The organism is Piscinibacter sp. XHJ-5 (assembly GCF_029855045.1).
GTDB lineage: Bacteria > Pseudomonadota > Gammaproteobacteria > Burkholderiales > Burkholderiaceae_C > Albitalea.
The window spans coordinates 4,991,446-5,006,960 of record NZ_CP123228.1; the positions used below are offsets into that span (position 1 = coordinate 4,991,446).

General features: G+C 68.0%; 11 protein-coding genes. 2 read left to right on the top strand and 9 right to left on the bottom strand.

Annotation, left to right across the window (positions count from 1 at the left end; translation table 11 throughout):
* The first annotated feature begins 30 nt into the window (after positions 1–30).
* On the top strand, positions 31–1,431 hold the full coding sequence (locus P7V53_RS23465; RefSeq protein ID WP_280151919.1) for an aminotransferase class III-fold pyridoxal phosphate-dependent enzyme: 1,401 nt from the start codon (positions 31–33) through the stop codon (positions 1,429–1,431).
* Between the two features lie 41 nt (positions 1,432–1,472).
* Positions 1,473–1,970 carry a winged helix-turn-helix transcriptional regulator gene (locus P7V53_RS23470; protein ID WP_280151640.1) on the top strand — a complete coding sequence of 166 codons (498 nt, stop codon included), beginning with the start codon at positions 1,473–1,475 and terminating at the stop codon, positions 1,968–1,970.
* A 54-nt stretch (positions 1,971–2,024) separates the two neighbouring features.
* On the opposite strand, the gene P7V53_RS23475 is transcribed toward P7V53_RS23470, so the two are convergent.
* From P7V53_RS23475 to P7V53_RS23515, 9 genes are all read right to left on the bottom strand, one after another.
* Complete coding sequence (locus P7V53_RS23475) at positions 2,025–3,218, bottom strand: M20 aminoacylase family protein (protein WP_280151920.1); 1,194 nt, start codon at positions 3,216–3,218, stop codon at positions 2,025–2,027.
* Entirely contained in the window at positions 3,218–3,916 is a 699-nt protein-coding gene (locus P7V53_RS23480; RefSeq protein ID WP_280151921.1) for an HAD-IA family hydrolase, read from the bottom strand. The genes P7V53_RS23475 and P7V53_RS23480 overlap by 1 nt, the downstream gene beginning before the upstream one ends.
* A 328-nt stretch (positions 3,917–4,244) precedes the next feature.
* The gene (locus tag P7V53_RS23485) at positions 4,245–5,570 is read right to left on the bottom strand and encodes an FAD-binding oxidoreductase (protein WP_280151922.1); all 1,326 of its coding nucleotides are present in this window, start codon (positions 5,568–5,570) and stop codon (positions 4,245–4,247) included.
* A gap of 20 nt (positions 5,571–5,590) precedes the next feature.
* Positions 5,591–6,310 (bottom strand): cupin domain-containing protein, encoded by a 720-nt coding sequence (locus P7V53_RS23490; RefSeq protein ID WP_280151923.1) that lies wholly within the window; start codon positions 6,308–6,310, stop codon positions 5,591–5,593.
* Positions 6,307–7,803 carry an aldehyde dehydrogenase family protein gene (locus tag P7V53_RS23495; RefSeq protein WP_280151924.1) on the bottom strand — a complete coding sequence of 499 codons (1,497 nt, stop codon included), beginning with the start codon at positions 7,801–7,803 and terminating at the stop codon, positions 6,307–6,309. Before P7V53_RS23495 ends, P7V53_RS23490 begins: the two co-directional genes overlap by 4 nt.
* Positions 7,804–8,282: 479 nt before the next feature.
* The gene (locus P7V53_RS23500; RefSeq protein ID WP_280151925.1) at positions 8,283–9,113 is read right to left on the bottom strand and encodes a DUF3365 domain-containing protein; all 831 of its coding nucleotides are present in this window, start codon (positions 9,111–9,113) and stop codon (positions 8,283–8,285) included.
* 311 nt (positions 9,114–9,424) lie between these two features.
* The gene (locus P7V53_RS23505; protein ID WP_280151926.1) at positions 9,425–10,612 is read right to left on the bottom strand and encodes an acetyl-CoA C-acyltransferase family protein; all 1,188 of its coding nucleotides are present in this window, start codon (positions 10,610–10,612) and stop codon (positions 9,425–9,427) included.
* Positions 10,613–10,968: 356 nt separating this feature from the next.
* A complete protein-coding gene (locus tag P7V53_RS23510) occupies positions 10,969–14,475 on the bottom strand; it encodes an indolepyruvate ferredoxin oxidoreductase family protein (protein WP_280151927.1) in 3,507 nt (1,168 codons plus the stop codon).
* Between the two features lie 32 nt (positions 14,476–14,507).
* Complete coding sequence (locus P7V53_RS23515) at positions 14,508–15,485, bottom strand: tripartite tricarboxylate transporter substrate binding protein (protein ID WP_280151928.1); 978 nt, start codon at positions 15,483–15,485, stop codon at positions 14,508–14,510.
* Between the last annotated feature and the right edge of the window lie 30 nt (positions 15,486–15,515).

A 15,515-nucleotide genomic window follows, 5' to 3' on the forward strand; every position in this document is an offset into this window, starting at 1 on the left:
CTTTGCGGCACTCCAGTCCTATCGAAACGAATGCCGATGAGCTCCTCCCGCCCCGACGTTGACACCCTCGCCGCGCTCGACCGCGCGCACCTCGTCCACCCGGTCTCCGCCTGGCGCCAGCACGAGGAGCGCGGGCCGATGGTGCTTTCCACCGGCCGCGGCGCATGGCTCACCGACGCGCGGGGCAACGAACTGCTCGACGCCTTTGCAGGCCTGTGGTGCGTGAACGTCGGCTACGGACAGGAGAGCGTCGTGCAGGCCGCGACGGCCCAGCTGCGCACCCTGCCCTACGCGACCGGCTATTTCGGCTTCGCCAGCGAGCCCGCGATCCGGCTGGCGGCCAAGCTCGTGGAGATCACGCCGCCCTCGCTGACACGGGCGTACCTGACCCTCGGCGGCTCCGAAGCCGTCGATGCCGCGGTGCGTTTCATCGTGCAGTACTGGAACGCGCGCGGCCGGTCCACGAAGAAGCACTTCATCTCGCTCGATCGCGGCTACCACGGCTCGTCGTCGACCGGCGCCGGCCTGACCGCGCTGCCGGCGTTCCATCGCGGCTTCGACCTGCCCCTGCCGACGCAGCACTACATCCCCTCGCCCAATCCCTACCGCCACCCGCAGGGCAGCGATGCGCCGTCGCTGATCGCCGCTTCGGTGGCCGCGCTGCGCGCGAAGGTCGCCGAGCTCGGCGCGCACAACGTCGCGGCGTTCTTCTGCGAGCCCATCCAGGGCTCGGGCGGCGTGATCGTGCCGCCGGTCGGCTGGCTCAAGGCAATGCGCGAGGCCGCGCGCGAGCTCGACATCCTGTTCGTCGTCGACGAGGTCATCACCGGCTTCGGGCGCACCGGCCCGATGTTCGCGAGCGAAGCCGAAGGCGTGGACCCCGACCTGATGACCCTCGCGAAGGGGCTGACCGCCGGATACGTGCCCATGGGCGCGACGATGCTGTCCGAAGAGGTCTACGCGGCCATCGCCGATGCCGCACCGGCCGGCGCGCCGATCGGCCACGGCGCGACCTACTCGGCGCACCCGGTGGGCGCCGCGGTCGCGCTCGAGGTGCTGCGGCTGTACGACGAGGGCGGCATCCTCGCCAACGGCCAGCGCGTGGCGCGTCACTTCGCGGCCGGGCTCGACGCCTTGCGCGCCCACCCGCTGGTCGGCGACGCACGCCACCGCGGCCTGCTCGGCGCGCTGGAGCTGGTGAGCGACAAGGCGAGCGGGCGCGGCTTCGATGCAGCGCTCGGGTTGCCCGACCGCCTGTTCGCCGCGGCGTACCGCAATGGCGTCATCTTCCGCTGCTTCGGCGACTCGATCCTCGGGTTCGCACCCGCGCTCACGTACACGCAGGCCGAGTTCGAGCAGCTGTTCCTGCGCCTGCGTCGAACGCTCGACGACGTGCTGGCGGTCCCCGAGGTGCGCGCGGCTCTGGCGTGAGTCGCAGAATTCACGTTCCACCGTGACTTCCCATCACCGCCATGCCTGAAGCCTTCAAGGTCGACCGACTCGACCTGCGCATCCTCGCGCAACTGCAGAAGAACGGCCGCATGACCAACGTCGACCTCGCCGACGCGGTCGGACTCTCGCCGAGCCCGTGCCTGATCCGCGTCAAGCGGCTGGAGCAGGCCGGCTACATCTGCGGCTACGGCGCGCACCTGCGGCTGGAGAAGCTCGGCGACACGCTGACGGTGTTCACCGAAGTGACCCTCACCGACCATCATCGCGAGGACTTCATCCGTTTCGAGGCGGCGATCCGCGAGGTCGACGAGATCATGGAATGCCACCTCGTCAGCGGCGGCTACGACTACCTGCTGCGCTTCCTCACGCGCGGCGTGAACCACTACCAGCAGGTCATCGAAGGACTGCTCGAGCGCAACATCGGCATCGAGAAGTACTTCAGCTACATCGTCATCAAGTCGCCGTTCATCAAGACCCACTGCGCGATCGAGCGGCTGTTTCCGGAGCGTGCGGAATGAGCGCCGCACGGCCGCGGGAGAGGGCGTCTCGGTTCGAACCTCGGCCCGCTGCCATCAAGGCGCAGCGGGTTTGATGAACGCCGGAGCCAGCGCGCGCTCCGCAACGGCGCAGAACCAGCGCACGCCATGCCCAAGGGCTTCATCGTTGAAGTCATAACAGGGATGGTGCAGCGGCAGTTCACCACCCTCGCCCGGCGCCGCACGGCCCTGGCCGAGCCAGAGGTAGGCGCCCGGCCGTTCGCGCAGCAGGAACGCGAAATCCTCCGACGTGAAGGCGGGCCGCGGGGCGACGCCGGCCTGCAGCCCGGCGGCCGAGGCCGCCTGCAGTGCGAGCTGCGCCTCGGCCGCGCTGTTCACCGTCGCGGGGTAGTAGCGGTGGTAGGTGACGTCGGCTGCGACGCCGCATGCGAGCGCCACACCGGCCGCGGCATCGCGCAGCGCGGCCTCGATCCGGTCCTGCACCTGCGCGTCGAAGCTGCGAACCGTGCCGGTCACCGTCGCCTCGGCGGGGAGCACGTTGTGGCTGCTGCCGCCCGCGACGCGCGTGACGGACAGCACCGCCGACTCGGCCGGGTCGATGCGGCGCGAGACGATGGTGTTCAGCTGCACCACGAGCTGGCTCGCGGCCAGCAACACGTCGGGCGTTCGGTGCGGCTGCGCCGCGTGGCCGCCGCGGCCGCGCAGCACGATGTCGAAGCGGTCGGCCGCCGCCATGATGGGTCCCTCGCGGGTCTGCGCATGGCCGAGCGGAAGATCGGGCCAGTTGTGAAGCGCGTAGACCGCATCGCAGGCGAAGCGCTCGAACAAGCCCTGCTCGACCATCACGCGCGCGCCGCCGCGCCCCTCCTCGGCCGGCTGGAAGATGAAGTGCACCGTACCGTCGAAGCGTCGAGTGCGAGCGAGCTGGTGCGCGGCGCCCAGCAGCATGGCGGTGTGACCGTCGTGCCCGCAGCCGTGATGGACGCCGGCATGCCGGCTCGCATGCCCCAATCGCGATTGCTCGGCCATCGGCAAGGCGTCCATGTCGGCTCGCAGGCCGACGCTGCGCGTGCTGCTGCCGTGGCGCAGCGTGCCGACGACGCCGGTGCCGGCCAGCCCTTCGTGCACGTCGAGCCCGAGCAGGCGCAGTGCGGCGGCGACGATGCCGGCCGTACGCCGCTCCTCGAACGCGAGCTCGGGGTGCGCATGCAGGTCACGACGCAGCGTGACCAGCTCCGGCAGCAGGTCGTCGATCGTGGCGGCAGCCATCAGCGACCGGCGTCCACCGCATCGGCGAGCTCGGCCAGCGTGCGGAAGTGATAGTCGGGCTGCGTGTGCTCGGACTCCAGCGTGCCGCCCGGGCCCTTCATGCCTTGGCGGCGCTCGATCCAGGCGGTGGCGAGGCCGAGCCGCTTCGCGATGCCGATGTCGTGGTACTGGCTCTGCGCGACGTGAAGGGTGTCGGGCTGCCGCCAGCCCCACGCGCCTTCGATGCGGCCGCGCGCATAGGCGAAGTAGCGCGCATCGGGCTTTTCGCACAGCGCGTCGTCGCAGCTCAGCTCGAGGTCGAACGGCCGGCCGAGCGTGCGCGAGAAGTGCTTGAGCGCCCAGTCCTGGGCGTTCGTCATGGTGACGAGGCGAAAACGCCGGCGCAAGCGCTGCAGCGCCTCGACCGAGTCGGCAAAGGCGGGCCATTCGCGCACCGAGTCGCGCAGGCCGCGCGCGATGGCCGGGCTGTCCGGCAGTCCGAGTCCCGGCGCCACGGCATGCCAGCAGCGCTCGAGGTCGTCGGGGTACCAGTTCGCGTCCGGCGACTTGCGCGCCTTGCGGTACGCGGCCAGAAAGTCCTCGTCGGACACGGCCTGCGCCGGCGCGACCGCGCGCAGGTAGTCGAGCATGCCGCGCTCGAAGTCGATCAGCGTGCCCACGACATCGAACGTGAGGACCTTGAAGTGCTGCAGCGCCATGGGTTCTCCAACGGAAGGGAATGCTGCATGCAGCTTAGGGATTTCGGACGGCGCATGTGCGTCGATCGAGCGACCCGCGCGGCAGCAGTTGCCGTTCACGGGCGATAAACAGAACAATCTTCGGCGTGACTCTCGGGACAGCCGTGGGGATCGCAGGTTCGTCGGTGCAGCGGCCGTTCCCACCATACCGGCCTCGATCGTGCCGATCTGGCGATCAAGGCGCAATTGGTGCGCGGCGCTGACGGTGATCGCGGCGAGCACGTCGTCGGCCGAGCCCGATCACCTGCGTGCCGGCACCGATCCGCCTGGCCGCGGATGGACGGCGGGCTTAGAAATCAGCGACCTTGCCCCACGCCGAGCTGCTGAATCGGCTCGGCCGATACGGCACGGGATCGACGATCGGCTCGGCGCCGGTGGCAAGGTCCGCGATCAGGTGACCTGCGCCGGGACCGATGCCAAAGCCGTGCCCGGAAAAGCCCGCAGCCAGGATGAAGCCGGGGACGGACTCCACTTCGCCGATGCCCGGCACGCCGTCTGGCGTGCTGTCGACGAAGCCGGCCCAGGCGTGCGTGATCTTTGCGTCGCGAAGTGGAGGCAGCAAATCGACGGCGCGGCGGTAGGTCTCCCTGACCGTGGGCAAGTCGGGCTTCGGGTCGAGGATGCGCACCCGCTCCATCGGCGTCGGCGCATCGAGCCGCCACCGCTTCAGCGTTTCATGGCCCCCGCGAATGCCTTCCAGGCCGCCTGGCAGAAGGTTGCGCCAGCGCTTGGCGAACATGGGCACGAATTGCGGGGCGAACCGCATGAACTGTGGCGTCACGTCCACGCGCGCGCGGCCGCTGATGGCCAGTGCATAGCGTCCGTCGTTGCGGCGCGTGGCGGACACGCCCGCGGTAAACAGGGCATCCGGCAAGCGATGCTCCACAGGCGACACGCTCAGGATGGATTGGCGGATCGAGGCCTGGGGAAAACGGATGCCCAGCTGGCGGCAGAACGAGGAAGCCCAGGCGCCGCCGGCGAGCACGGCTGTTCTGGTCTTGATGACCCCGGCTTCCGTGATGACGCCGCTGACCCGCCCGCCCTCCAGCTCGATGCCGCGGGCCGCGCAGTTCTGGTGGACGCTGCCGCCGAGCTTCATCAGCGCCGCTGCCACGGCCGGCGCTGCCTTGCCGGGATCGGCGGTGCCATCGCTGGGCGAGAAGACCCCGCCCTTCCAGACGCGCCCGGTCGCCTGCCCGCGCTGGGCCGCTTCTCGGCTGCTCAGCATGTGGGTGGTCACGCCGGCGGTCTTGGCAAAGTCACGCCAGCTGGCCCAGCGGGACAGCTCGGCTTCGTCGTTGCTGAGGTACAGCAGCCCGCAGCGGTGAAAACCAGGGTCTTCACCGCTCTCGGCGGCAAAGCGTTCCCAGAGATCGAGGCTCTTGCTCGCCATGGGCAGTTCGCGAGCGTCCCGGTTCTGCTGGCGGCACCAGCCCCAGTTGCGGCTCGACTGCTCGGCGCCGATCCTTCCCTTTTCGACCACGACGACCGACACGCCGCGCTGTGCCAGGTAATAGGCGGCGAAGACACCGATGATGCCGCCACCGATCACGACGACGTCAGCGCTCGCCGGCGGCCTGGGTGAGGTATTGATTTGATGCAGCGGGGGCGACATGGCGCGTCTCGCTCGTCGGTTCATGTCTGGATGCTCTGGACCACGTAGAACTTCGCGACACGCTCGCTGCTCTGCCACCCGATCGGCGCGCCCTGGGGCACGAACAGCGCATCGCCGGCACTCGCCGACAGCACGCTGCCATCGGGGGCTGCGAATCGCACGCTGCCGGCCAGCAGATGCATGAATTCGTTGAGGCGATGCGGGCGGACGATCCGGTGGTACGGTGTCGAATCCCAGGTGCCCGCGATGTACTGCGCACCGTCGTCGGTGAAGACATTGTCGCTGCGGCATTCCGGAGCCGGGCCCAGCAGCGTCTCCGCCGGCGGTGGATTGGACGGCTTGAAGTCGGCGTTGGCGCGCAACGGAACGAGGCCGCGCTTCGTCGGCTTGTCGCAAGCGGCCGCGCAAAAGGCGAACTGCACGCGGAATCCGGCCTGGATGCGAAGCGCGGTGCCGCATCCGATGACGGCGCCCGCTTGCGGACCGAGCACCAGCGGGGCCGCTCCGGCGGCGGTCAGCGTCAGCTCTCCTTCCACCACGACGATGGTTTCAATGTGAGGAAAGCGCGCGACATCGAGCTCGCCGATGAAGCTGGCCCGACCCGCGATCATGGAGTCGGGTCCTTCCCACGCGATCTCGCGCTGTCGCGCAAAAGGATCGTCCTTGCCGAAGGCCGCCCTGCGGAATTCGGTTGCAACGGGTGCGCCGTCGGCGCGATGCAGCACTACGGCCACGGTCATGATTGCTCCTGCGCATTGCCCGATGACGAGGCATCCTGGACGCCGCCGAGAATGGCTTTCGTTTCCAGGTACTCCTCGAGACCTTCGATTCCGTATTCGCGGCCATTTCCCGACCGCTTGTATCCGCCAAAGGGCGCCTGGGGGTTCCAGGGCGGATAGTTGATGTGCACCTGCCCGGACCGGATCCGCGCGGCGACGGCGCGCGCCGCGCCGAGGTCCTTCCCTTGCACGTGGGCACCCAGGCCGTAGACGGTGCCATTGGCGATCTCCACCGCCTCGTCCACGCTGTCGTAGGGAATCAACGCGAGCACCGGCCCGAAGATCTCCTCCTGCGCGATCTGCATTCGAGGATGCACCGCGGTGAAGATGGTCGGACGGCAGTAGAAGCCGCGGCTCAACGCCTGCGGCCGTCCGAGGCCGCCACAAATGAGCCGCGCGCCTTCGGCGATTCCGATGCCGATCATTTCCTGCACGCGATTGAACTGCGCGCGATTGGCCACCGGGCCGTGCGTGGTCTGCTGCGAGCGCGGATCGCCCACGACGATGCTGGATGCCGCTTCGAGCGCGATCCGTTCGACCTCCTGGAGGCGCGCGCGGGGCACGATCATGCGAGTCGGAGCGCTGCAGGATTGGCCGACGTTGCGGAAGGCAGCCGCCACGCCTGCCGGCACGGCGCACAGCAGGTCCGCATCCGGCAGGATCAGGTTGGGAGACTTCCCGCCGAGTTCCTGGGCCACCCGCTTCACCGTGGGCGCGGCCGCCTGGGCCACCAACACACCGGCCCTTGTCGAGCCAGTGATCGAGATCATGTCCACGTCGGGATGTTCCGCCAGCGCGGCGCCGACCTCCGGCCCGTTGCCGTTCACGAGATTGAACACACCCGGCGGGATGCCAGCATCGTGGACCACTTCGGCAAAGAGCAAGGCGCTCAGGGGCGACAGCTCGCTGGGCTTCAAGACGACCGTGCATCCCGCTGCCAGGGCGGGTCCGACCTTGGCGGTGATCTGGTAGAGCGGCCAGTTCCATGGGGTGATGAGGCCGCACACGCCGATGGCCTCGCGCATGAGGGTGATGTCCCCTCGATGGGTGACAAACGCATAGCTGCGCGCGTTGTCGCGGGCCACGCGGATGTGCTCTGCCGCAGACGGCACCTGTGTGCTGCGCGCCATGTTGATGGCAGCGCCCATCTCCAGCGAGATCGCCTGAGCGAACATTTCTGCGCGCTCGAGGATCAGGGAGTGGACACGATCGAGAAGCAGGGTCCTGCTCTGGATGGAACTCACGGACCAGGTGGCGAATGCGCGCCGCGCCGCAGCCACGGCTGCAGCGACTTCCGCTGCACTGCCCAGCGCGATCTCCGCGACAGGCTCCTCGGTCGATGGGTCGACGACGGAGTGGCGAGCTTGCGTTTGCGGCATCAGCCACTCGCCATCGACAAACATGCGATCCAGGCGGCCCCTGCTCCTCAGGTGCTCGATGATCGACGAGGTCATGACGTCGGACTTTCGGAAACGACGTCAGGGTTGTTCACTGCGATCCACAAGAGCGTGGCCGCGGATGCTCGGCAATGCGGTGGGGGCGTCATGATGCGCGGGGGGCTTTGGATGTCCAAAAGCTTAGGCCGCGTGCCCCTCGCGCCAGTGCTGAAATGAGGGGCTTGCACAAAGCAGGCTTGCGATTGTGCGAGTCGCTACAGCAGATCCTGCCGTCGTGAACACGGCTGAGGCCTCACATCGAACGCACTCGACCGGTTGCGGCCGCATCGAGCAGCAAGGCCGATACGCCCATCAACACCCGCCCCGGCATTTGACCTGCAGGCGTCTTCGCTGACCGGGCGGACGGGCCCAAGCGCGGCTGGGCGCGAGTCACGGGAACCGAAGCGCCCTGCACGGGCGTCGCCGGCGCCAGCGCTGCGTCACAGCAGTTCTGGCACCGTCAATCGACGCGTGGCGGTTGCAGCCCTGGAGCTGGACTATGGGCGGCGACGCTGCGTGGCGCCCCATGCCACCCATGCCAGGCAGCCCCCCGCGACGAGCAGCGCGGCCCAGGCCTGGGTCGACAGGCTGCTGCGGGCCGCGACCCAAGGGTTGGGCAGCGGCAGGGTCACGCTGATGAGGCCGGCAGGCTTGCCATCTTCGTAGCCGAAGCCGCCACCGCCGTTGAACTGGGCGTTGCGGCGCAGGTATTCGGGAGCCTTCTGCGGCGAGTCGTGGCACTTCAGGCAGCTGGTCTTGGCGACGACGGCGCGGGCGTAGAACAGCTCGCCGCCGCGGACTTGCCAGTACTCCTTGAGCACGCCGGTCTTGAGCACGTTGAGCGCCTCCTGCTCCATCGGGTTGGGCGCGTTGGACGGGTTGAGCACGGTGGCCGCGGTGAGGCGATACCGGGCGCGACTGCCCGACTCAGCGATGGCGTCGGCCACCTCGCGTTGGATGAGCGCGGGATTCTTCCAGTGGTAGGCCTCGACGCGCGCCAGCGCGGTGCGCTCGCCGCCGCCGGCATCGATGCGGCTGCCCTGCAACACGTCGGCATCGCTGCCGTTGACGGCATAGGTGGCGCGGGTCAAGAAGGAGCCCGGCATGCGCGCCTGGACCCCTTCCGTGCGCACGTGAATGCCGCCGTACTGCGAGGCCCAGCGGCCCACGCTCTCGGCGAAGTCCGCGACCGTGCGCCCTTCGTTCAGCCCCTGGCTGAGCACCAAGTCCCGGGCGGTCCACCAGCCGGCGGCACCCAGGCTCATCGCCGAGGCCACCACGCCCACCCATAGGGGAATGCGGGTGCGCGTCTTCGTCATTCGTTCCATGTCGTCGAGCTCCCTCACGTCGCGTCTTCTTCGGCAGCGACTCTGAGGGGAATTTGCCATCGCGCATAGACGGTCGCCACACGCTGTCGGCCGCCTCGTGCCTTGGTTCACGACGAGGGGAGGCGCCGTCCGGCCGAGTGTCTCGCGCGCGTCACGGGGCTGTGCAATCCGACCGCCTGAGGACCATGGACCCCCTTCGCCGGGCCAGCCGAAGCAGCGCACGTGCGGCATCACGCCGAGCGCGCACGTCAGGGGCGTGACGGCGGATGCCTGTCATGGGCGTCGGCGCGGCGAAGAATGCGCTGCCCAGTTCAGGTGCGCTCGAAGATCGCGGCGATGCCCTGGCCGCCACCGATGCACATCGTCACCAACGCGTGCCGACCACCGGTGCGGTGCAGCTCATGGATCGCTTTCGTCGTGATGATCACACCCGTAGCCCCTACTGGGTGACCGAGGGACACGCCGGAGCCGTTCGGGTTGACCTTCGCCGGGTCGAGGTCCAGCAGCTTGGTGACCGCGCAGGCTTGTGCGGCGAACGCCTCGTTGCTCTCGACGACGTCGAGGTCGCGCACCGACAGACCCGCCTTCTTCAGCGCCAGCTTGGTCGCCGGCACCGGGCCGATCCCCATCAGCTGCGGATCGACGCCCGCATGGGCGTAGCTCACCAGCCGGGCGAGCGGCGTCAAGCCGTGCGCCTTCACCGCATCGGCAGTGGCCAGGACGACTGCGCCGGCGCCGTCATTGATGCCGGAGGCGTTGCCTGCAGTGACCGTGCCGCCTTCCTTCTTGAACGCCGGCTTCATCTTCGCCAGCGTTTCGACGCTGGTGTCCGGCTTCACGTGCTCGTCGGTGTCGAACATCACCGTGCCCTTGCGGGTGGTGATGGGCACCGGCACGATCTGCGACTTGAAGTGGCCCGCGGCAGTCGCCGCGGCAGCGCGGCGGTGGCTCTCTGCGGCCAACTCGTCCATCTGCAGGCGGGTGATGCCGTGCGCCTCGGCGACGTTTTCGGCCGTGATGCCCATGTGGATCTTGTGGAACGGGTCGTGCAGGATTTGCAGCATGTAGTCGAGCATCTGCGCGTCGCCCATGCGCGCGCCCCAGCGCATCGCCGGCACGAGGTACGGGCTGCGAGACATGCTTTCGGCACCGGCGCCCACTGCCACCTCACAGTCGCCGAGCATCAAGGCCTGGGCGGCCGAGACGATGGCCTGCAGGCCAGAGCCGCACAGCCGGTTCACGTTGAACGCCGGCACCTCCTGCGGCAGGCCGGCTTGCATCGCAGCCACGCGGCCGAGGTAGGCATCGCGTGGGTCGGTGGGGATCACATTGCCCATCGCCAGGTGACCGATGGCGTCCAGTGGTGCGCCGCTGCGTTCCAGCGCGGCCTTGACAGCAAGGGTGGCCAGATCAGCCAGAGGCACGTCCTTGAGGGTGCCGCCGAAGGTGCCGATTGCGGTGCGCGCGGCGGAGACGACGAAGGTGTCGCGGGAGGTCATGGTTTGTGGCTCCTGAAGAAGTTGCATGATGCGCCGTCAGCGCCGGCCGTCGTCGAATGGCGCGTTGGTGATGACGCTGCAGCTTGTCATCCGCCATCGCCAGCGCCGCCTCGGACACAAGCGCCACGATGCTCGCAAGTCCGCTGACCCGCGACAGAACCGCGCCGTGAGAATCCTGGTCCGCAGGAAAGCCGTGCCATCGTCGCCTTGTCCCAACAGCCGGCTGGCAGCGAGCGCCGAGCGGCCCATCTGCCAGCCTCCGGCGACGATCCCGAACAGTTCGAGGAACGGGCATCTCGCGCAGGGGGGCGATGTATTCACTCATGGTCGGTGTCCGTTGGGTTCATCGCAGCTCGTCACTTCGCCAACGCGGCTTGGACCGCCCGCGCCGCCGGGCTTGGCACGTCCAGTGTTTCGAGCAGCTTGGCCTGACGGATTCGCGCCGCCGCCAGGTTCTCGTCCTTCACGTGGCCGAATCCGCGGATGGTCTGCGGCAGGCGTGCAAGTTCCAGCGCCGTGGCAGCGCTTTCGGCGGTGATCCTGCCGACGACCTGCCGCATCAATTGCATGTACTCGCCGATCAGCGCGCGCTCGGCGCGCCGCTCCTGCGTGTAGCCGAAGACATCGAGCGCCGTGCCCCGCAAGCCCTTGGCCTTCGCGAGCCACTTGAATGCCGTCACCACCCACGGGCCATACTGCCGCTTGATCAAGTGCCCGCTCGCGTCCTTCCTGGACAGCAGCGGCGGCGCGAGATGGAACCTCAAGTGGTAGTCGCCCTCGAACTGGCGGCCGACCTTCTCGAAAAAGCCTGAGTCGACGTACAGGCGTGCGACCTCGTACTCGTCCTTGTAGGCCATCAGCTTGTACAGGCTCACACCCACCTCGCGCGCCAGCCGGTCGGTGCCCACCGCGGCCATTTCGGCCTGTGCGACGTCACGCACGAACGACCCGTAGCGCTCGGCATACGCCGCGTCCTGGTAGGCGGCAAGGCGCTGCATGCGATCCGCCAGCAGCGCCTCGAGCGTCGGCGTGCGGGGCGGCATCATGACGATCGTGGCGCTCTTGTCGAGACCGGCTGCGGAACGCGCCGTGGCCATGTCGAGCGCCGCTTGCCGGCCCCATGCGAACGCGGCCTTGTTCATGTCGGCGGCCGTGCCATTGAGCTCGATCGCCTTCAGCAGCGATGCCTCCTGCAGCGGGATCAGGCCCTTCTGCCAGGCGAAGCCGAGCATGAAGACGTTGGTCGCGACGGCGTCGCCCATCAACGCCGTCGCGATGCGCGACGCATCGACAGTGTCCGTGCGTTTGACGGCGTCCTGCACCTTCTTCAGCAGCGCCTCGGGCCGGGCTTGCCAATCCGGGTTCTGCGCGAAGCTGCCGGTCGGCGCGACATCGGTGTTCACGACCGCCACGGTGCGTGCCTTGTCGATGGCGGCCAGCGTGTCCTTGCTGGCGGCCACCATCAGGTCGCAGCCGAGCACCAGGTCGGCCTGACCGATGGCAACGCGGGCGCTGTGAATGGCTTGCGGGTGCGCGGCCAACCGCACGTGCGACATCACCGCTCCGCCCTTTTGCGCCAGACCCGCCATGTCGAGGATCACAACGCCCTTGCTCTCGATGTGCGCGGCCATGCCCATCAACGCGCCGATCGTCACCACGCCGGTCCCGCCGACGCCCGTGATCAGCACGTTGTAGGGCCGGCTCAGCGTGGGCAGCACCGGCGCAGGCAGCTCGGCGGGGGCGCCGGCCGCGCGCTTCGACGGTTTGCGCAACTGGCCGCCCTCGACCGTGACGAAACTCGGGCAGAAGCCCTTCACGCAGGAGTAGTCCTTGTTGCATGAGCTCTGGTCGATCGTGCGCTTGCGTCCGAGCTCGGTCTCCAAGGGCATCACCGACACGCAGTTGGACTGCACGCCGCAGTCCCCGCAGCCCTCGCAGACCTCCTCGTTGATCACCACGCGTTTCGGCGGATCGACCAGCTCCTTCTTCTTCCGGCGCCGGCGCTTCTCTGCCGCGCACACCTGCGCATAGACGATGACCGACACGCCTTTCTTCTCCCGCAGCTCACGCTGAACCTCGTCCAGCCGATCACGGTGACTGACCACGGTGTGCTTCGGAATGCCGCCCATGGCCTGCCAGGCTGCCGGATCGTCGGATACCAGATGGAGGTGCGCCACACCCTCGGCGGCCACCTGCTGCAGGATGTCGATGGCGCTGAGCCCGCCTTCGATCGGCTGGCCGCCCGTCATCGAGACGGCGTCGTTGGCCAGGATCTTGTAGGTCACGTTCACCTTCGCCGCCACGGCAGCGCGCAACGCGAGCGAGCCCGAGTGGTTGTAGGTGCCGTCGCCGAGATTCACGAACAGATGCTCGCTGGCGGTGAACGGCGCCTGGCCGATCCAGGCCGCGCCTTCGCCGCCCATCTGCGTGATCAGCGATGTGCTGCGATCCATCCACGTGGCCATGGCATGGCAACCGATGCCGGCCATCGCCTTGGAGCCCTCCGGCACCTTGGTGGAGGTGTTGTGCGGGCAGCCCGAGCAGAAGAACGGCAGCCGCACGGGCAAGGTCGGGTCGACGCCCGCGGTCGCCGCAGCGCTGCTGGCCAGGAACGCGCGGCCACCCTCGCCCAACGCCGATTCGCCGAACACCTTGACGATGCGGTCGGCGATCGCATGCGCGATCGCCACCGGCGTCAACTCGCCGCTGGGCGCCAGCACGAAGCCGGCCCCTTGCATGCCCGCCCACTCGCCCGCGCCTTCGAATTTGCCCACCACCTTCGGACGCGAGGGTGCGTTGTACAGCTGATCCTTGATCTGCGACTCGATGATCGGACGCTTCTCCTCGACGACCAGGATCTGGTCCAGGCCCTGCGCGAACTCCCGAATGCAATCGGGCTCCAGCGGCCACGGAACCCCGATCTTCAGCAGCCGCAGGCCGAGCTGGCGCGCTGCCTGCTCGTCGATGCCGAGCAGGTCCAACGCCTCTCGCGTATCGAGGTAGCTCTTGCCGGTGGTGGCGATGCCGAGCCTGGCTTGAGGGGCATGCCACAGCTGCCGGTTGAGCCGGTTGATCCGCACGTAGGCCAGCGCCGCGTAGATGCGCTCATGCATCAGCCGCCGCTCTTGCTCCATCGGCGGGTCGGGCCAGCGGATCGAGAAGCCCTGCGGCGGCACCAGGAACGTGTCGGGGATGCGGATCTCGACCGCCATCGGGTCGATCTCGAAGGATGAGGAGGTCTCGATCGTGTCGGCGATCGACTTGAAGCCGACCCAGCAGCCCGAGTAGCGCGACATCGCCCAGCCGTGCAGGCCGAATTCGATGAACTCGCGCACGCCGGACGGGTTGAGCACCGGCATCATCGCTGCGATGAACGCCTGCTCGCTCTGGTGTGGCAGGGTCGAGGACTTGCAGGTGTGGTCATCGCCGGCGATCGCGAGCACGCCGCCGTGCTTCGATGTGCCCGCGATGTTGGCGTGCTTGAAGACATCACCGCTTCGGTCGACGCCGGGGCCTTTGCCGTACCACATCGCGAACACGCCTTCGACCTTGGCCTTCGGGTCCAGGCTCACCATCTGAGTGCCCCAGGCGGCGGTCGCCGCGAGCTCCTCGTTCAGCCCCGGCGTGAAGACGACGTTGTTCCTTTCGAGATGCGCTTTCGCCTTCCACATCTCCTGGTCCACCGAGCCCAGCGGCGAGCCGCGATAACCGGAGACGAAACCGCTTGTGTTCAGGCCAGCCGCCTCGTCACGCGCTTTCTGCGCAAGCATCAGGCGCACCAAAGCCTGAGTGCCGGTCATGAAGACGCGGCCCTTGGGGAGTTCGTACTTGTCGGCAAGCGAAACGGGGGAAGACGGGGTCATGCGCAGATCTCCTAGGCGGGACGATTGCCGCGTCAATTCGCCGTTGCGCCAGACCGCTTGACGAGGCGGCCGTGCTTCTCGAGTTCACTGACGAGCAGCGGGCCGAACTGCGCGGGCGTGTTGCCGACGATCTCCATGCCTTGCAGATGGATCGCCTCCTGCACTTCCCTCGTCGCCAGCACGGCCTTGAGCTTGCTGTAGGTCTCGTTCACGACGTTGCTCGGCATGCCGGCCGGTCCGATGACGGCGATCCAGGCATCGAAGCTGAAGCCGGGAAGACCGCTCTCGGCCAGTGTGGGTACATCTGGCAGCGCTGAGCTGCGGCTCGTGCTCGAGACCCCGATCGCCCGCAACTTGCCTGCCTTGACATGCGGCAACGCGGTCGAGAGCGGCAGCATGGCGTACTGCACCTGCCCACCGATGAGATCGGCCGTCAGCGCACCCGTCCCCTTGTAGGGAACGTGGGTGACGTCGATCTTGGCTTCGCTGTTGAGATACTCCGCGGCCAGGTGCAGCACGGTGCCGTTGCCGGCCGAGCCGTAGCTGAACTCCTTGGCCTTCGCCCTCAACTCGGCGATGAACTCCTGGGTCGTCTTGGCCTTCACCTGGTCCGGATTGACGACAAGAACAACCGGGCCTGAGGCAATCACGGTGATCGGCGTGATGTCCTTGATCGAATCGAAGGGCATCTTCTTGTAGATGAAGGGATTGATCACGTGATTGGACGAGACGATGCCGATCGCCGAGCCGTCCTTTGGCGCATTGACGATCTGGACCGTGCCGGTCATCCCGCCCGATCCCGGCAGGTTTTCGATCACCACCGATCGGCCGAACGTAGAGGCCATGGCGTTGCTCATGGCACGTGCAATGGTGTCGACTCCCGAGCCGGCCTGATTGGGCACGATGACGCGCAGAGGCCTGGTGTCTTGCGCGTACGAGGCGGGGGCACAGGCGAACGAGGCCAGACAGGCTGAAATAACGGCCCACCGGCCGGATAGGAAGAAGCGCATCGATGTCTCCTGACTGGTTTTTGCGTGCAG